Origin of the sequence: Embleya sp. NPDC127516, from assembly GCF_044765325.1 — a bacterium.
Taxonomy (GTDB): domain Bacteria; phylum Actinomycetota; class Actinomycetes; order Streptomycetales; family Streptomycetaceae; genus Embleya.
On the sequence record NZ_JBIWJT010000016.1, the window covers coordinates 124,957 to 142,452 of the forward strand.

19 protein-coding genes are annotated in these 17,496 nt (G+C 69.7%); 9 read left to right on the forward strand and 10 right to left on the reverse strand.

Annotated elements, in window-relative coordinates; all coding sequences use genetic code 11:
* Positions 1–325: 325 nt before the first annotated feature.
* Positions 326–1,318, forward strand: a complete 993-nt coding sequence (locus tag ACIRL2_RS29365) for a PP2C family protein-serine/threonine phosphatase (protein ID WP_402235957.1) — start codon at positions 326–328, stop codon at positions 1,316–1,318.
* Between the two features lie 356 nt (positions 1,319–1,674).
* Complete coding sequence (locus ACIRL2_RS29370; protein WP_395864547.1) at positions 1,675–2,901, forward strand: LLM class flavin-dependent oxidoreductase; 1,227 nt, start codon at positions 1,675–1,677, stop codon at positions 2,899–2,901.
* Positions 2,902–3,012: 111 nt separating this feature from the next.
* Here the strand turns inward: ACIRL2_RS29370 and ACIRL2_RS29375 are convergent, their stop codons facing one another.
* Positions 3,013–3,729 (reverse strand): DedA family protein, encoded by a 717-nt coding sequence (locus ACIRL2_RS29375; RefSeq protein ID WP_402235958.1) that lies wholly within the window; start codon positions 3,727–3,729, stop codon positions 3,013–3,015.
* Between the two features lie 234 nt (positions 3,730–3,963).
* Here ACIRL2_RS29375 and ACIRL2_RS29380 point away from each other — a divergent pair, with 234 nt between their 5' ends.
* The 3 genes from ACIRL2_RS29380 to ACIRL2_RS29390 all read left to right on the forward strand — a co-directional run bounded on the left by ACIRL2_RS29380 (position 3,964) and on the right by ACIRL2_RS29390 (position 6,272).
* Positions 3,964–4,500, forward strand: coding sequence for a hypothetical protein (locus ACIRL2_RS29380; RefSeq protein ID WP_395864543.1), 537 nt, complete (start codon positions 3,964–3,966; stop codon positions 4,498–4,500).
* An 81-nt stretch (positions 4,501–4,581) separates the two neighbouring features.
* The gene (locus ACIRL2_RS29385; protein WP_402235961.1) at positions 4,582–5,730 is read left to right on the forward strand and encodes a CapA family protein; all 1,149 of its coding nucleotides are present in this window, start codon (positions 4,582–4,584) and stop codon (positions 5,728–5,730) included.
* Positions 5,731–5,948: 218 nt separating this feature from the next.
* The gene (locus ACIRL2_RS29390; RefSeq protein ID WP_395864539.1) at positions 5,949–6,272 is read left to right on the forward strand and encodes a hypothetical protein; all 324 of its coding nucleotides are present in this window, start codon (positions 5,949–5,951) and stop codon (positions 6,270–6,272) included.
* A 20-nt stretch (positions 6,273–6,292) separates the two neighbouring features.
* Here the strand turns inward: ACIRL2_RS29390 and ACIRL2_RS29395 are convergent, their stop codons facing one another.
* From ACIRL2_RS29395 to ACIRL2_RS29425, 7 genes are all read right to left on the reverse strand, one after another.
* Positions 6,293–6,826: a DUF6879 family protein gene (locus ACIRL2_RS29395; protein WP_402235964.1), complete on the reverse strand. Its 534-nt coding sequence runs from the start codon at positions 6,824–6,826 to the stop codon at positions 6,293–6,295.
* A 92-nt stretch (positions 6,827–6,918) separates the two neighbouring features.
* Positions 6,919–8,133 (reverse strand): methyltransferase domain-containing protein, encoded by a 1,215-nt coding sequence (locus tag ACIRL2_RS29400; RefSeq protein WP_402235967.1) that lies wholly within the window; start codon positions 8,131–8,133, stop codon positions 6,919–6,921.
* A gap of 194 nt (positions 8,134–8,327) precedes the next feature.
* The gene (locus tag ACIRL2_RS29405; RefSeq protein WP_402235970.1) at positions 8,328–9,194 is read right to left on the reverse strand and encodes a helix-turn-helix domain-containing protein; all 867 of its coding nucleotides are present in this window, start codon (positions 9,192–9,194) and stop codon (positions 8,328–8,330) included.
* Complete coding sequence (locus ACIRL2_RS29410; RefSeq protein WP_402235973.1) at positions 9,191–9,703, reverse strand: DUF6879 family protein; 513 nt, start codon at positions 9,701–9,703, stop codon at positions 9,191–9,193. Before ACIRL2_RS29410 ends, ACIRL2_RS29405 begins: the two co-directional genes overlap by 4 nt.
* Entirely contained in the window at positions 9,687–9,881 is a 195-nt protein-coding gene (locus tag ACIRL2_RS29415; protein ID WP_395864530.1) for a hypothetical protein, read from the reverse strand. The genes ACIRL2_RS29410 and ACIRL2_RS29415 overlap by 17 nt, the downstream gene beginning before the upstream one ends.
* 128 nt (positions 9,882–10,009) lie before the next feature.
* Positions 10,010–10,486 (reverse strand): GNAT family N-acetyltransferase, encoded by a 477-nt coding sequence (locus ACIRL2_RS29420; protein ID WP_395864528.1) that lies wholly within the window; start codon positions 10,484–10,486, stop codon positions 10,010–10,012.
* A 56-nt stretch (positions 10,487–10,542) separates the two neighbouring features.
* On the reverse strand, positions 10,543–10,983 hold the full coding sequence (locus ACIRL2_RS29425; RefSeq protein ID WP_402235977.1) for a nuclear transport factor 2 family protein: 441 nt from the start codon (positions 10,981–10,983) through the stop codon (positions 10,543–10,545).
* Positions 10,984–11,206: 223 nt separating this feature from the next.
* Between ACIRL2_RS29425 and ACIRL2_RS29430 the strand changes: the two genes are divergently transcribed.
* Both ACIRL2_RS29430 and ACIRL2_RS29435 read left to right on the forward strand, forming a co-directional pair.
* On the forward strand, positions 11,207–12,316 hold the full coding sequence (locus ACIRL2_RS29430) for a S1C family serine protease (protein WP_395864524.1): 1,110 nt from the start codon (positions 11,207–11,209) through the stop codon (positions 12,314–12,316).
* A gap of 218 nt (positions 12,317–12,534) precedes the next feature.
* On the forward strand, positions 12,535–13,503 hold the full coding sequence (locus ACIRL2_RS29435) for an RDD family protein (RefSeq protein ID WP_402235980.1): 969 nt from the start codon (positions 12,535–12,537) through the stop codon (positions 13,501–13,503).
* Positions 13,504–13,535: 32 nt separating this feature from the next.
* Here the strand turns inward: ACIRL2_RS29435 and ACIRL2_RS29440 are convergent, their stop codons facing one another.
* Positions 13,536–13,727 carry a ferredoxin gene (locus ACIRL2_RS29440; RefSeq protein ID WP_395864520.1) on the reverse strand — a complete coding sequence of 64 codons (192 nt, stop codon included), beginning with the start codon at positions 13,725–13,727 and terminating at the stop codon, positions 13,536–13,538.
* 308 nt (positions 13,728–14,035) lie between these two features.
* On the opposite strand from ACIRL2_RS29440, the gene ACIRL2_RS29445 reads away from it, so the two are divergent.
* On the forward strand, positions 14,036–16,066 hold the full coding sequence (locus tag ACIRL2_RS29445) for a serine/threonine protein kinase (RefSeq protein WP_402235982.1): 2,031 nt from the start codon (positions 14,036–14,038) through the stop codon (positions 16,064–16,066).
* 28 nt (positions 16,067–16,094) lie between these two features.
* Here ACIRL2_RS29445 and ACIRL2_RS29450 read toward each other — a convergent pair whose 3' ends face one another.
* The gene (locus tag ACIRL2_RS29450) at positions 16,095–16,517 is read right to left on the reverse strand and encodes a hypothetical protein (RefSeq protein ID WP_395864516.1); all 423 of its coding nucleotides are present in this window, start codon (positions 16,515–16,517) and stop codon (positions 16,095–16,097) included.
* Between the two features lie 230 nt (positions 16,518–16,747).
* Between ACIRL2_RS29450 and ACIRL2_RS29455 the strand changes: the two genes are divergently transcribed.
* Positions 16,748–17,494 carry a nuclear transport factor 2 family protein gene (locus tag ACIRL2_RS29455; protein WP_395864514.1) on the forward strand — a complete coding sequence of 249 codons (747 nt, stop codon included), beginning with the start codon at positions 16,748–16,750 and terminating at the stop codon, positions 17,492–17,494.
* The last annotated feature ends 2 nt before the right edge of the window (positions 17,495–17,496 follow it).

Sequence of the window (17,496 nt, forward strand, 5' to 3'; positions counted from 1 at the left end):
CCGGGCGGGCTGGGTTGGGTTGTGGCCTGCTTGTCCTCGGGCGCCGGGCGGGCTGGGTTGGGTTGTGGCCTGCTTGTCCTCGGGCGCCGGGCGGGCTGGGTTGGGTTGTGGCCTGCTTGTCCTCGGGCGCCGGGCGGGCTGGGTTTGGGTTGCGGCCTGCTTGTCCTCGAGTGCAGGGCGGGTTGGGTTGGGTTGTGGGCCGGTTGTCGTCGAGCGCTGGGCGGGTCGGGTGCGGGGTTCGGGTGGGTGTTCGGCGCAGTGGCCGTTGCCTTGGGGGGGTTTGGGCGTTGGGACTTGTGTCGGTCGGGTGTGAGGAGGAGGGCGCATGGGTGCGGTTGGTGCGGAGCCCGGGCGGTTGTTGGTTTCGTCGGGAACGCGTGACCACCGCTACGATCCGGCGACCGCCTGGCGGGTGTACCAGGGCGATGACGGCAGCCTCACGGTCAGCACGGACGCGTGGCAGGAGGAGTCGCACACGCTGATGGCGATCCGTACCGACTGGTACGCCGACGCCGCGGCGGCCTCCGCGGCGGGCGGGATGCCGCCGGACGTGGCCGGCCGGGTCACTCGCGCGCTGGGCACCGAGCCGGTCCCGCCACCGCCGTACCGCGACTTCGCCGAGGCGTTTCGCGCGGGCGTGACGCCGTCCCACCCGGAGCCGGTCGCCGGCTTGGAGTTGGCCGTGCGGCACCGGCCCGCGCAGGACGAGTTCGGTGTGGGCGGCGACTGGTACGACGTGTTCACGCTGGACGACGGCCAGGTCGCGCTGGTGGTCGGCGACGTCCAGGGTCACGGCGCGGGCACGGCGCCGATCATGGCCAGGATCCGCACCCTGCTGCACGCGTACGCGGTGGTCACCCCGGACCCCGGCCGGACGCTCGCCCTGGTGAACGACTTCCTGGACCGGTTCCCCGGCCCGGCCTACGCCACCTGCACGCTGGCCTACCTGGACCCGGCCACCGGCAGCCTCCGGGTCGCGCGTGCCGCGCACCCGCCGCTGCTGCTCGCGGATCCGGCCGGTACGCCGCGGATCGAGGACGTCGAGGGCGGGCTGCCGCTGGGCATGCTGGCCGATCAGGGCTATCCGTACACGACGCTGACCGTGGCCCCGGGGGAGACCCTGGTGCTGGTCACCGACGGGCTCGTCGAGGGACCGCAGTTGTCCTTGGATCGGGGTATGGAACGGCTCGCGCACCGCTTCGAGCGCAGCCGGGGCCTGGATCTGGAGGCGACCGCCGAGCGCCTGTTCGGGCTTGCCGACCTGACCGGTCATCGGGACGACGTGACCTTGTTGTTGGCGCGTACCAAGGCGGTTTGAACGCGCCCCATTTCGCCCGTCGAAACGATCTTGCCCTAAAAGCGCGGCGGTGATTGTCGACCACCCTTCGATTTCGGGCCGGTCGGTGTTTTCCGGTGCGTTCATCGGGGCGCTTCCGCGCGGTCGCAGCAGGGGTGTCGCGGGCCACAAAGGGCCGTTCCGCTGGATCTTCGGCCTTTGCCGCGAGAGGATCTGACTATGCGTCAGCTCGATGTCCCGGGCGGCGCCTGACATCTGACGTGACGTTAGCCACGTGTAAACAAAGTTCCGGCCGACGCTCGCATACTGTCCCGTACGCAGACCTCATACAGGCGTACGCAGCGCTGGTTGAACCAGGCGATTTTGGGAGGCTCCACGTGGAGTTCGGCATCTTCCTGAACGGGTACACCCCCGGTCCGGCCGCTCACGATCGCGCGAGCGAGCACCTCGTGCTCATGCGCGAGATGGAATTGGCCATCAAGGCCGACAAGCACAACTGGAAGTACGCCTGGTTCGGCGAGCACCACGGTCTGGTCGAGTACAGCCACATGTCGGCCCCCGAGGTCGTCATCGGCTACGTCGCGGCGAAGACCGAGCGGATCCACCTGGCGACCGGCATCAACAGCCTGTCGCCGCGCAAGGAGCACCCGGTCCGCTACGCGGAGCGCGCCGCGATGATGGACCACATCACCGAGGGCCGCTTCGAGTGGGGCACCGGTCGTGGTGCGGGTAGCCACGAGATGGCCTCGTTCAACATCATGGACAAGAACTCGACGAAGACCGAGTGGGACGAGGTCGTTCGCGAGATCCCCCGAATGTGGGCGCAGACGGACTACACGTTCGAGGGCGACCACTTCACCGTGCCGACCCCGCACGACATCCACCCGAAGCCGTACGGCGAGTCGCACCCGCCGATCTGGGTCGCCTGCGGCAACCCGGCAACCTTCGGCAAGGCCGGCTCGATGGGCATCGGCGCGATCGCGTTCAACTTCGAACCGGTCCACAACCTCAAGGGCCGCATCGAGGCATACAAGGAAGCCGCCGAGAACCCGGTCGAGATCATCGGCGACTACCAGAACAACAACGTGATGATGACGAACGCCGTCATCTGTCTGTCCGACCGCAAGCGCGCCCGCGAGATCGCGCTCAGCAAGGGTCGCGGCTACCTGGTCACCCTGGTGAACCTGTACCACGACACCATGCCGAAGTCGGCGGACGCGATCACCTGGCCGTCGCCCACGTTCGACCTCTCGATGGGCGGCGACGAGCTGCTCGACGAGCTGATCAAGGGCGGATACATGCTCGTCGGCACCCCCGACGAGGTGTGCGAGCAGGTCGAGGCGTACCAGAACGTGGGCTGTGACCAGCTCGTCTTCGGTATCAACGACGGCATGACGCACGAGGAGAACCTCGAGATGATCGAGCTCTTCGGCGACAAGGTCATCCCCGCGTTCGACAAGGACCCGGAGCACTCGACCACCAAGTACCGCCGTACCGCGGTGCCCAAGTTCGGTCGCTTCCAGGGCGCGGGCCCGGACCCCGACCTCAAGGTCGAGGTGCTCCCGACGAGCGCGGTCCTGCCGCTCCCGTACCCCTCGGCGTAACGCGAGCAGCACGCGGGCGGAACCAGGCGACACGCACCAGGCCATCGGGGCATCCCGGTGGCCTCGTGCGTTTCGGCACCGGGTCGCCACATGCCGCGGCGCACGGGCGGATCAGCGCGCCGGTGGGTCCACCGGGCGGGTTCGCGCCGTGTGAGGTTCGAGCTCCTCGGGCGCGTCGTCGTCGGGACGCCCGTCCCCGTCGTCTCCGGCACGGCGTCGCCTGCGGCGGTTGCGGGCGGCGAGGACGCGGCGGACGACCTCGACCAGCGCGGCGATCACCGCGGCGGTGGCCAGGCCCGCGCCGATGCCCTTGATCGGGCTGTCCTTGAAGGCGGTCCCGCCCCAGAAACCCAGCATCACGCCGTAGATCGCCCAGGTCAGGCCCGCGATCGCGGTGAACACCCGAAATCGCGCGATCGGATACTCGACCATGCCGGCGACCAGCGAGATCGCGGTCCGACCGCCGGGGATGTACCGGCCGACCACGATCATCGCGCCGCCGCGTTCGGCCAACCAGCGTTCCGCCTGCTTGCGGGCCCGTTGGCCGCGCTCGCCGTTCAGCATGTGCCGGTTCGCGAACGGTTCGGCCCACCGGCCGATCGCGTAGGTGATGTTGTCGCCGAGGAAGGCGCCGATCGCGCCGGCCAGGATGAGCAGGAAGAGGTTGGGCGACCAGCCCGTGACGGTGGCGAAAACACCGCACGCGATCAGCGAGCTCTCGCTCGGCAGGATCGGCAACATCGCGTCCAGGAGCGCGGTGAGGAAGACGATCAGGTAGGCCCACGGCGAACCCGCGAAGGACATGATCGGGTCGAACCACGCGTCCACGCGCACTCCCTCCTTGTCGTCCGGTGGCGGTCCGCGACCGGTTGGCCGATGCCTCGCTCGATCGGTCGGTCCGGCCGTCTGTTCGGCGGCTACCCGTCGAACCCGGAAACAAGGCACCGTGCGCCGATCGGTCGAACGTCTGTCAGGCTTGATCCCTTCGGCTCGGCCCCTCGATCGACGCGGGTCGTGCGACGCGAAGCATTCGAAGCAGACGAACAACGCGAGGGACGTGGCATGGACGCCGTTCACGAAGGCCTGGACGCCGTGCGGGCGGAGCTGGTCGGCCTCGATCGCCCCGTGGTGCGCCTGTTGGAGCCGGGTCTGCCGGCAGAGGCGGTCCGTACCCGGGTGGGCGCCGAGGTGCCCGCCGAACTGGTCTCCTGGTTCGGCTGGGCGGACGGCACCCGCGAGGAGCCGGACCAGTTGGTGGACGAGGCGTCGTTCATACCGGGCTACGTGCTGGTCAGCCTGGCCGAGGCGCTGGAGTTTCGCGAGGAGGTCGAGATGGACCAGCCGGAGGGCGTGCAGTGGCTGCCGCTGCTGGTGTCGCCGGCCGCCGACTTCTACGCGGCGGTCTGGGACGGCGCGGACGTCCAGGTGGCGAGCTACGTGCAGGGCGCGGATGAGCCGATGGTGTACGCGTCGATCCCGCTGATGTTGCGCACGGTCACCGAGAGCTTCCGGACCGGGGCCTTCGAGGTGGACGAAGAGGGCTACTTCGACATGCACCCCGAGCTGTGCGACCGGGTCTATGAGGCCCTGAACGGCTGATGCGTGGCACGCGGACGAGGTAATCCTCGTCACGCCACGGCGCACGTACGGGCGCGTACGTCGCTGGGCTACCTTGTCCGCGTGTCTATACCCCGCCGCCGGACCGTCGCGCTCGGCCTCGTTCCGCTGCTGATCGCCGGTCTGGCCTCGTGCGGACTGCTCTCCGACTCCGGCGACTCGTCGGGCAGGACGAAGAACGCCTCGGACGCCGATCCCGTGGTCGGCAGGCCTGACCCCTCGGGGGCTCCGGGCACCGGCTCCGCGCCGCCGCCGGCCGCGGCCGCGCCCGGGACGGAGATCACCGTCGCGCTCGCGGGCGACGTGCACTTCTTCGAACGCACCCAGTCGCGGCTGAACGCCGGCACCGAGGGCGCGCTGGGCCCGATCGGCAAGACGCTCGCGGAGGCCGACCTGGCGATGGTCAACCTGGAGAGCGCGATCACCGAGCGGGGCACGCCGGAGAACAAGACGTACCACTTCCGGGCCCCGGCCAAGGCGCTGACCGAGCTCCAGTCGACCGGCATAGACGTGGTCAGCATGGCCAACAACCACGCCGTGGACTACGGCAAGGTCGGCCTGGAGGACTCGATCGCCGCGGTGCGGAACCCGCCGATCGGCGTGGTCGGCATCGGCAAGGACGCCGAGCAGGCGTACCGCCCGTTCGTCAAGAACGTGAAGGGCGTCAAGGTCGCGTTCCTGGCCGCGAGCCAGGTGCAGGACATCACCAACCAGCTCTACCAGGCGGGCAACGCCAAGCCCGGGATAGCCACCGCGTTGCAGACCGACCGCCTGGTGCGCGCGGTGCGGGAGGCGAAGGCACAGGCGGACGTGGTGATCGTGTACATGCACTGGGGCATCGAGGGCGACAAGTGCCCGAGCGCGGACCAGAAGAGCGTGACGCGCAAGCTCGCGGACGCGGGCGCGGCGGCGGTGTTGGGCACGCACGCGCACGTGATGCAGGGCGCGGGCTGGCTGGGTGACACGTATGTGGGCTACGGCTACGGCAACTTCCTGTGGTACGGCACGTCGCCGTACCCGAACTCGAACGACACCGGCGTGGCGACCCTGACCATCAAGGACGGCAAGGTCGTCGGCGAGAAGTTCACCCCGGCCTCGATCGACAAGCGCGGCGTGCCGATGCCGGTGACCGGTGCCGAGTCCAGGCGCATCCTGGACCGCCGGGAGACGTTGCGGCCGTGCACGGGGTTGACCGCGGCGCCGAAGAAGTAGCGCGGGACTCGGGCGTTCCGCGGGCGTGCGGGGCGATGTCGGCCGGCTCGGGACCGGGTCGAGATCGCGGGGGTGTGGGTAGATTGCCGGGCATGTTCCTCCTCTGTGCGTAGGACCGCTCCGGCCGAGCCGCCGTCGACGGGGTCGGTCGTTCGAGCGCCCACGCAGGTTGTCGGTGCGGCCGGGTCGTGCCGACTTCGCGGAGGAATCCCGACACCGTGGCTGACGAGCCCGCTTTCGTTCGTGCCGACGCGCGTCCCGCGCTGGTTCCCTCCTATGCCGCCGTGCTGCGGATCCCTTTCGTGGCGCCGACGATCACCACCGCCTACCTGTCGGCCGACGCGTGCGCGACCGCGAACTCCCGGACCAGGGTGGGCGCGTGGGTCAACACCGCACTCAACGCGGGCGCCTCGACCGGCACCGCGACCACGGGCCTCCTGATCGGCCGGGTGCCACTACCGTTGATCTTCACGGTGGCGGCCCTCCCGACGCTGTTCGCCGCCGCGACGATCGTCATCGCGCCTGCCTCGCCGGAGTCGTGATGTTTCGTCGGACCACGGCTTCAGTGCGCGGGGTCGCCGAACTCGGCCCACCAGGACTCGAACGGCACGGCCTCGGCGAGCGCGAGATCACGGAGACGGCAGAACTCCCCCGACCAGTCGAGCGGCAACACATCGGCTGCGAGGAAGGCTCCGTCCTCGTCGTAGTTCATCACCGCGGTGGTGGTCGAGTCGAAGAGCCAGAAGTCCGGCACTCCTTCGAGGGGATTCGCGCGTTCGGTGACGTCGAGGATGAAGAATTCCTCACCGGCCGTCATGTTTTTGCGGTATCCCCAGCCCAGTTCGAAGCGGAGATAGGGGCTGAGCGGGCGAGTGAGCACGTGCACCCGATGCACGCGGCGGCCTGCCGCCGTGTGCGTACGAAGTTTCGCGAGCCAGGGGGCGTTGTAGTCGGCGGGCTGCGGTTTTCCGGCGAGGAACGCTTGGTAGGCGTCGACATTGCCGGACCGGCCGTAGTCGTCGAGGGTCTCCAATCGGAACGCGTCGGTGTCGAACGAGTCGAAGAGCTCCGCGAATCCGCTGTGCGGGTCGGGCATCGTGCGCCTCCGGGGGATCGGATGCTTGCGTGGTCCGCATTCTCGCCGCGAGGCTCGCCCCCGGGAGCGAAAGCGGCAAGGCGCGGTCTTGCTCACAGCGTCCAGGACAGGGCTTCGACACCCTGCATGGTCGGAAGCCCACCGGAGGTGGGGTCGGGGATCCGGGCTTCCTGGGAGCCGTCGGCGGAGACGGTCCAGCCGAACGCCTCCACGCTCGGCCGGCCGGCCGCGCACCAGCGGGCCCACGCCGCCTCGATCTCGTTCCACAGGTGGCGCGGTCCGTGTCGACGCACGGTGAAGGCGTCGAGTCGCCGGCCGTCGTAGTCGACGCTCGCCCACGAGGTGCCGGCCTCGTCGCCCACCCACAGGCGGGTGTGTACGCCCTCGACGTCGGGGTCGTCGTCCCAGTGCTGCCAGACGCCGGGCACCATCAGGCCGATCGCGAACTCGGCGACGGGGTCGCCGCCGGCCACGTCCCAGGGTGACAGCGTGGTGCCGCTCGACGCGGGGACCTGGTCCGAGAGGACGACCTGGCGGATGTCGGTGATCCGGGAGCGGTGTCCGCGCAGGTGCATGAACGCTCCGCCCGCGCGGAAGCGGCCGTGTGCTCGGCCCAGGTCGTCGACGGTGGCCACGAGGGTGCCGTTGGCGGTCCAGGCGGTCGCCCACGGCGTGACGATCACGGCTCCGGGCCGGCACTGCCGAATCCAGGCCGGCGGGAGGTGGGTCACCGCCGCACCCGACAGGACCCGGTCGTAGGGGGCGCCGGTGGCCCAGCCATCGGCACCGTCTCCCCAGACGACGGTGGGATGCCACCCGAGCGCGGCCAGGCGGGTGCGTGCGGCGCGGGCGAGCGCCGCATCCACCTCGATGGTCACCACGTGTCGGTCGCCCAGCCGATACGCGAGCAGTCCGGCGCTCCAACCGGTCCCGGTGCCGATCTCCAGGACGCGGTGCCCTTCGGTGACTTCGAGGGCCAACAGATGCGCCGCCACGATCGAGGGTTGCGACGCGGAAGAGGACGGCCACTCCGGCCCGCCCGGTCTCGGCGCGCCACCGTCGCACACCTGCACGACCACCGGCTCGTTCGCGTACGCGGCCGACCACCAGCGTCGGGGGTCCTCGTCACGCTCGCAGCGCTCGTGTCGATCGCCGTCCGGCCGACGCAACCACACCGCCTGGGGCAGGAACGCATGGCGCGGGATGCCCACGAAGGCGTCCCGCCACCCTTGGGGCAAGTCACCGACCGACTCCTCGATCAGGCGGAGCAGACCCAGTCGGGCCTCCTGCGTCCCCTCTGCGCCCACGGACACCCGCCTCACCGCCCCTTCGGCGTGCCGGGACGAGCGGGCTTGTCCGGTGGAATGGGTGGCGGAACCGGCTTCTGCGGCTTGTGTCCGTCATCGGTTGCGGGGTCGCGGTGCTTTCCCATGGATATCTCCTCGATAAAGTTCGAAGTCGCTTTCCATGGATACTCGGGCCTGCTGTCGGATGTCCAATTTCAGTCACGTTCCTGCATTGATTGCGTCCGGAAGGATGCGGCCCAGGATTCGATTTCCGCCCGCGCCTCGTCACCGGAAAGCGCGAGACCGGTGAAGTACTCGAACAGGCTTCGGTGATATGAGACGTCCTTCGGGTCACGGAAGACCAGTTGTCCGCTGAACAACTCGACAGTCACCAGGTGGTCGCCATAGACGACGAACGTATTGAACGGAGCATCCGCCAGTCGGCGACAGAGCGGTAATATATGCACGTGGACCTGTGGGAGTCTCGATACGGCAACAAGGTGATCCAGTTGTAGCGCCATTGCCGATGCTTGGCACAGTTGCCAGCGGATCGCCGACTCCGTCAAAAGGAAGTCGAATCGTTTCCGACGATCATGCAGTACCGATTGTCGTTCGAGCTTTATGGCCATCATCCGTGCCGTGTCACCGGCCGCGGGGTCGACGGCCGGTGCCAGGGCCTGCCGCATGTACTCCGGCGTCTGGAGCAGGCCCGTGATCATCACCGGCAGGAAATGTCGGATGTGATCGGCGCCGGCCTCGAGCGCCGCCAGCTCGCGTTGGCGGTGATGGAGACCACGCCGGACCGACGTGCGGACGTCTTCGTACTCGGTATTGGCAACTTCCGCCAGGCGGGTGATCTCGTCTGCGGTTGCGGTATCCACGTCGAGGGCTTCCAGTATCTGCCGCACGTCGAGGATGGACGGCAGAGTCCGTCCGGTTTCGATCCGGGAGATCTTGCTCTGCGACATGGCGCATCGAACGGCCAAGCGCTCGCCGGAGAGACCGCTTGCGTTCCGCAGGGCACGCAGGGCCGAGGCCAGGCGCAGTCGGTCCCGGCCCGCCTGTCGCGGGTCGAAGGTCAATCCGGGAGATATTCCGAGAGGGGGACGGACAGGGCGATTGCCGTTTCCTTCGCCCGGCGATACCAGGCGAGATCCGGAGACTCCAGCAGAATGCGAGCGATTTGAGCGCCGTGTTCGTCGTATCGCATCTCTACGACTTTCGAGTTGTCGAGCATCCAGAAATCCGAAGGCAGTGACGGGACGTCCTGAAGGCGCGTCGTGTCGAGAATTCTGACGTCTTCACCGGCCGCGACGTTGTAGCGATACGCCGCGAACTCGTATCGAAGATAATTGGACAGGGGCGGTGTGACGACGTGGACCCGTCGAATCCGGCGGCCGCCCCTCCGGTAGTGGGCGAGCTTCAAAAGCCACGGATCATCTTCGGGAAGAACCAGACGGCCGGTGGCCAGGAAATCGGAGTATTCCTGCTCTTCGTCGACCATGGAATATACGGACAGCGTCTCCAGTCTGAACGCTTCGTGTGCGAACGAGTCGAAGAACGCGGTCCAGCGCTCACCAGCCAAGTGCACGCGCGGCCTCCCGGAGCACCTCTTCCGGCAGCGAGACGACTGCCTCCCCCTCGGGCGTTCGGTGATCCACGAGGAAGCCTTGAACGGCGATCGTGCCGTTCAGGTCGGTGGTGAAGACAGTCGGGCAGTCGTTCGACCGACATTCCGGATTCCCGCCCGCGACGCGCGACAGCTTCATGTTTCGCCCTCCGTGTTCGTTCGACTACCTATGGGGACGCTAGGAGATGGCGACGAGCCGGGGCAAGGGCTACCCGCGTTGCTGCATAAAACGGGTGCGGGGACGTGGCCTGTGCCGAGGGCGTCGGGTCAGCGTTCGGCGAGGCGGGCCAAGGGGTTGCCGGTGAGGCGGTAGCCGAGCCATTCGCGTTCGGGGAGGGCGCCCAGGGAGTCGTAGAAGCCGATACTGGGCTCGTTCCAGTCCAGGACCGCCCATTGGAGGCGCGCGTAGCCGCGGGAGACGCAAATGGCGGCGAGGCGCTTGAGCAGCGCCGTGCCGTGGCCGCCGCCGCGGGCCTGGGGGCGGACGTACAGGTCCTCGAGGTAGATGCCCGGTACGCCCTCCCAGGTCGAGAACGTCGTGAACCACAGGGCGTAGCCGACCACCTCGCCGCTTTCCTCGTCCTCGGCGACGTGTGCGAAGGCCGCCGGGTTCGGGCCGAAGAGGGCCGTGTGCAGTTGGGCCTGCGTCGACTTGACCTCGTGCAGCAACTTCTCGTAGTCGGCGAGTTCGCGGACGAGGGTGTGGATGGCGGGGACGTCTGCTGCGGTGGCTTCGCGGATCATGGTTCGAAGCTATCGCGACCCCACCGGTCGGCTCGGCGGATTTTGCGCCCGCGTTTTTATGCCGTGGGTGCCACATACATGTAGGACTTCTCCTCGCTGCGCGAGGAGATCCGCCACTCGCCGGCCACGCGTGTGAACGTGTCGATGTACCACAGGCCGCAGAACATCACCGGGCCCGGCGTCTCGTCGTCCTCGCCCTTGAAGACCATCGGGTTGTGACACATCGTGCGGCCCGTGGCGGTGTCGCCGTCGACGGTGATCGACGAGTTCGATATCAGGTGCTGGTAGGCGCCGAAGCCCGGCATCACCGAGGCCAGGAACTCCTTCGTCTCCTTCAGGCCGCCCTTGGAGCCGCCCATCGCCGAGTAGTCGATCAGGGCGTCGGCGGTGAAGACCGTGTCCAGGGCGTCCCAGTCGCCGGTGTCCACGGCGTGCGAGTAACGGACCATCAGGTCCTGGATCTCCATCCGGTCCGAGATCTCCTGAAGCGTCAGCATGTGCGTGCCCACCCTCTCCGGCCCTGCGGCGTCGTTCCGTGATCACGGGTCGATCCGAGGGGCCAACTTGACACGAACAAGCACATGGCGAAAGGGGCACCGCCTCGGCGGGACGGTGAAAAGTCCGATCCTGGGGTTAGTACGAAGAATGCTCGGGGGACCGGCCCCGCTATCGGTATCCGGGCCGTCGCCGGCGACAGCCGCCGAACCCGAGGGAGACATCGTGGGCAGGACGACGCGGCGACGGGTCACGGTCGCGCTGACGGCCGCCGTGATCGCCCTGGGCGGGCTGGGCGCGTGCAGCGACGACGACGGGTCGAAGAAGGACTCGTCCCAGGACGGCGCCACCGCCGGCGGCAACGTCGCCTCGGGTTCGGCCGCGCCGAGCAACGCGCTCGCGAACGACCTCCAGGCGAAGTACCAGGAGGTCGTACGCAACGTGCTGCCTTCGGTGGTCCAGATCACCACGCAGACCGGGCTCGGCTCGGGCGTCGTCTACGACGACAAGGGCAACATCGTCACGAACGCCCACGTGGTCGGTCAGGCCACCACCTTCGAGGTCACCCTCCCGAACGCGAGCAAGCCGGTCACCGCCAAGCTGGTCGCCGCGTTCGCCCCCGACGACCTCGCGGTGATCCGCCTGGACAACCCGCCCGGCGACCTCAAGCCCGCCAGGTTCGCCGACTCCGCCAAGCTCCAGGTCGGCCAGATCACCATGGCGATGGGTAACCCGCTCGGCCTGGACTCCAGCGTCACCGAGGGCATCGTCTCGGCCGTCGGGCGCACCGTCAGCGAACCGCAGAGCACCGGCTCGACTGGTGCGACCATCTCCAGCGCGATCCAGACCTCGGCGGCGATCAACCCGGGCAACAGCGGCGGTGCGCTGGTCGATCTGGACAGCCAGGTGATCGGCATCCCGACCCTGGCCGCGACCGACCCGGAGAGCAACGGCGGCGCGGCGCCCGGCATCGGCTTCGCGATCCCGGCCAACACGGTCAAATCGATCGCCGACCAGATCATCCGGAACGGCAAGGTCGACAACTCCGGCAAGGCCGCGCTGGGTGTCACCGTGCGCACCGTGGCGGGCTCCAACGGGCGGGCCGCCGGCGTCGGCGTCGTCTCCGTCCAGGAGGGCGGCGCCGCCCAGGCGGCGGGCATCCGGCAGGGCGACGTGATCACCTCGATCGACGACCAGCCGATCACCGACGTCGCGAGCCTGTCCGAGGCACTGGGCGGCAAACGACCGGGCGACAAGGCCACGGTGAGCCTGGTCCGCGCCGGCGCCGGCGGCCAGGCCACCGTGGAAGCGACCCTGGGCGAACTCAAGAGCTGAGCGGACGGCTTCCCGACCCGAAACGGCCTCCCGGTCCGGGTACGCCCCCGACCCCGACACGCCCCCGACCCGATCCACCGTCCCTCGGCGCAAGGGACGATCTACGCGATACCGTCCCGGTCATGACGATCCCCCAGCCTCCACGCGGGCCCGGGTCGCCGTACGGGGAGCAACCATCCGTCGACGGTGACCCACACCTGTCCTGGCACCAACCGCCCGTGACCGCAGCACCCCTGATCCCCGATCAGGGGCAACCGCCGCTGCCCGGGCCGCCCGCCGCGCACTTCGACCCGACCCGGCCGCCGCCGCCACCGGCACCGGCACCGGCCGCGAGCCCGACCGACTCCGGCGAACTCCCGCTCGCGTCGCGGACCATGCGCCTGATCGCCCGCACCACCGACTACCTGCTCACCACCGCGCTGGTGCTGCCACTGTGGTTCCTGGCCTACCACTACCTCCAGACCAAGGCCACCGACCTGCCCACGAAGGTGGTTCGCGACGCGTTCCTGGACGTCGTGTTCGGTCGTGCCGGCGAAGCCCAACGCGCGCCGCTGGAAGCCGTGGACGGGCTGTGGGGCACCACCAAGACCCTGCTGCTCCTGCTGATCCTGGCGCACCTGCTGGTGCCCACCGTCTACGACTGGTTCATGCACGCCAGGTTCGGCCGCACGCTGGGCAAGATCATGGTGGGCGCGAAGGTGGTGCCGGTGGGCACGTCGGCGCAGGCGGTGCGCGGCAGGGTGCCGGTCGGCGGGTGGCGATCGGCCCGGCGCACCCTGGTGGCCGTGGTGGTGCCGTGGGCCGCGCTGCTGCTCACCTGGTACGAGATCGCGCTGCGCCAGTGGAGCATGGCGGGCCTGTTCGCGCTGATCACCCTGATCGGCTTTTTGGATCCGCTGGCCGTGCTCGGCCCGCGCCGGCGCACGTGGCACGACCGGACCGCCGGCACCGTGGTGGTCAACGTCAAGCTGCTCGCCCGGGGTTGGTCGGCCACCCGCAACGCTTCGGCGGCGATGGCCCAGGGCGCGCGAGAAGCGTCCGGCAGGGTGGCCCAAGGTGCTCGGGGCGCGTCCGGCGCGGTGGTCCAGGGCGCTCTGGGCGCACGTGAGCGGTGGCAGTCGACCAGGGCCCGCTCCGACGATCCGTCGTCCGGCCCCGGCGACTCGGGCCGACCCGGGGCGGGTTGAGGTCCTACCCGCCACGCCGGGCCGGCCGCGGGTCAATCCTGGATCGAGATGGCTCGGGTCGGACAGAGCCGAGCCGCCTCCTCCACCTGCGGCCGCAACCCTTCACCCGGGTTCTCGTTCAGGATGTAGAGGAAGTTGTCATCCCGGACCTCGAACACCTCGGGTGCCTCGGCCATGCAGAGTGCGTTGCTCTTGCACTTGTCGAAGTCGACGACGATCTTCACATTCGGCCCTTCGGTCGTGGAAGCGGTGCGATGCGGCGATACCTCGAAGCGGTGCCGAACGACGGCCTTCCGCGGCGGTGCGACCCGGTGGCCGCGCCGGCCGACACGCGAACCGTCGTCCCGCGCCGGGGCGTTGGCACACCCGGCGCAACCGCTGGCCTATCACGCGACCCCTCGGGTAAGGCGAGCCTTTTCGCCCGAACGGGGAACCAGCCGGTGCCCTGGGGAGGTCACAAGACCGGATGAGAGGATTCCATCCCGGTACGGCCGCAGCCGCGGGCCGGCGAACCAACACGGGAGGCACGTCCATGACGGCCGAGGGCGGCGCCGAGATACGTCCGTTGCGTCCGGGAGACCCACAACACATCGGACCGTTCCGGATCACGGGCAGACTCGGCGCGGGTGGAATGGGCGCGGTGTACGCGGGCCTGGACGGCTACGAACGCCGCGTCGCGGTCAAGGTCGTGCACGCGCAGTACGCCGACGACCCGGAGTTCCGGGCCCGGTTCACGCGCGAGGTCAACCTGCTGCGCGCGATCAAGGGCACGTGTACGACACCGGTGCTCGACGCCGATGTGGACGCCGAGACACCGTGGTTCGCGACCGAGTACGTCCCGGGCCCGACCCTGGACGTGCGGGTCAACCAGGGCGGCCCGATGCGCGGCGACGAGCTGATGGGCCTCGCGGCCGGGCTCGCCGAGGCGCTCGTGGCGCTGCACGACGCCGACGTGATCCACCGCGACCTGAAACCGCAGAACATCATCTGCTCGCCCGCCGGACCGCGCGTGCTCGACCTGGGCATCGCGCGCTCGATGGAGGACAGCGGACTCACCCGCACCGGCATGATGATCGGCTCGCCCGCGTGGATGAGCCCCGAGCGCTTCAAGGGCCACGACAGCACGCCCGCCGCCGACGTGTACGCGTGGGCGATGCTGATCACCTACGCGGCCACCGGGGTGATCCCGTTCGGTACCGGCGCGCCCGAGGTGGTCGCGCTCCGCGTGCTCCAGGAGGAGGCCGACCTGTCCGGTGTGCCGGACGCGTTGCGCCTGATCGTCAAGCGCGCGGCCGACAAGGAACCGCACTACCGGCCGCACGCCCGCGAGTTGCTGGCCTCGGTCACCCATGTGTGGCGCGGCGCGCTCGGCACCGCCGCGGCGCCCTCGCTCGACCCGGTCGCGGACGCGACGTCGCTGATCGGGCAGTTGTGGACCACGCCCGCGTCCGGCGGCCCGTGGCAGGTCCAGCAGAACCAGCAGCAGCAGACGCCGCAGCCTCGGGTGTACGAGCCGCCGCGCGGTCCCGCGCGTTCGGGCGGCACCGCCGCCTTCGGGGCACCCAGCGTGCCGCCACCGCCCGCGCACGGCGGGCCCTCGCACGACCCGTACGGCGCCTCCCCGACGCAACCGCCGCTGTATCGCGACACGCCGACCTCGGGCGCGCACGGAATCCCCTCGCAGCCCTCCGGCCAGTACGGCGCCCCCTCCGGCCAGTACGGTGCCCCATCCGGCCAGTACGGCGCGCCGTCGGGCCAGTTCGGCACCGCCGGCCAGGCGCACGGCACCCATCAGCATCAGGCGCCCGCCAGTGGCGCGTTCACCCCGCCCCCGGCCGGCCGCGGCGCGGACACCCCGCCGCCCATCGGGCGGGCCGCGGCCCGGCAGGGCGCGGCCGGCGGCGGTGCGGGCCGCAAGCGGGTGGTCATCGTGGCCGGCGCCGCGGTGGCGGTGGTCGCGATCGCAGTCGGCGCGGTGTTCGCGTTGCGCGGCGACGACGGGGACAAGACCAAGCCGAAGGCGAACCCGAGCCCGTCCGCCGAGGCGCCCAAACTCACCGGTAAACCCGGCGGCTTCACCCAGGACATCCAGGGGATGAAGTTCGCGGTGCCCGTCACCTGGGAGCTCAAGCAGGTCAGCGACACCGAGGTGTGCGTACTGCCGACCGCGACGCCGGCCGCGCTGCGCACCACGTGCGAGCGTGCCGGGCTGCGGATCTGGGTCGGCAAGAACGACCAGCGCAAGATCGACTTCAAAAATCAGGCGAACTGGACCTTGGGTGCGAAGGCGACCTGCGTGACCCGGGCCGACGACGCGGTGGCACCGACCAGCAAGACGGACGGGAAGAAGTACGCCGAGCCGGGCAAGGGCAGCCTGAAGTACGAGTACGCGTCGTACAGCGTGACCTGCAAGAGCGGCGACTCGTTCCAGCCCCAGTTGTGGTGGTTGCCGCAGTCGATGATCTCGTTCTCCACGGCGGGCCTGTCCCGCGAGTACGACGCGGACCTGAACAAGATCCTGGCGTCCGTGGACGTGACGAGCTACAAGAAACCCAAGGTGTAGCCCGTCACGTCCGGCGGGACGCGGTGGGCTAGAAGTCGGCCGCCGCGGCCACCGGCAGGAACGGGTTCTCCGGTCCGGCCGGGAAGGAGCTCCAGCTCTGCTCCTCGTAGAGGTTCATCAACTCGTGCTCGGACTCCTCGGTGTCCGGCCACTCGGCGTTGACGACCACATGCACCGAGGGCTGGGGATACTGCTCCCACCACTGGACTATGTGGCCCTCGCCGTCCACCGGGACGGGGTGGTGCTCGACCCGGTGGACCATCATGTACGGTCCGCCGGTCCACGGCCCTATGTGCGCGCCCCCCAGCGGGATCGCCGAGACCGAGTCGCCGCCGCGCGGCAGGGCGGGCCCGGCGAAGTCGCCCGAGAGCAACGAGCCCACGTATCCCGTCGGGGGACGGTCCGGTGGGACGTCCTGGTAGAAGTCCACCCGGACCCTGTACCGGATCACTCGCGTCCCCTCCGCTTCGTTTTCGTCTTGGTGGCGTGCTCGCTCGGAGCCCGGCCGGCTTGTTGCGACCGGTAATACGTATACCAGCCGGCGACGGTTCCGTTTCGTCGATCGGGCGGGGGCTGGACTTCCCGGCGGGGCGCGGGCAGGATCACGCGCACCGGAGGCGGCAGGCAGCGCCCGGATCTCTCCGTGCGCCCAGGCTCGCCGGACGAATGCGGGGAGGCACGATGGGCGGCAGCCGGGACGAGGTGGCGGCGGCACTCGCACGGGGCGGGCCGGGCGCGGGCGATGTGGGCGACCGGGTGTGCCGATTCACCGAGTGGACGATGGTCGACGGCGACCTGGTCTGCCGCTACGTCTGGCACAACCTGCCGGATCCCACCGGCGGCGCCACCAGGTACACGGTGCCCGGGACCGAGATCGTGCGCCGGCTCGGCGACGGCGATCGCTTCGAGACGGTGGGCGAGTTCCGCAACGGCGACGACGCCGACGCGATGATCGCGCGCTGGCACGCGGCGGGCGGCCCGGCCGCCGGGCACGACGGAGCCGAATTGCGCGGCATCGTCGGCTGGGCGCCGGAGCCGATGCCGGTGCCGACCCCGCGCGAGGAGATCGAGCGCGCCTTCGGCGACTTCACCGTGCGACTGACCTCGGCCTCGGCCGGCGGCGAATGGGCGCCGGTGGCGGCGGTGTTCACCGACGAGGTGCGGGTGCGCGACCACGTGATCGGCTTCGTCGAGGGCCGGCACGCGTTGAGCGCGTACATCCGCGACGGTGTGCGCCGCTCGCCGTTCACGCGCTACCCGATCCGGCTGCGGATCATCGACGGCAATCGGGTCTCGACGGTGGTACGCGCCGAGGGGCCCGTCGGCAGCCTGGACGTCAACGTGGTGCTGCACTACGCGGGCGAGGGCCGCTGGTCCTATGTGGAGGTCGTGTACAACCCGCAGGAGATCGGTCGTCCCCCGGCCTGACA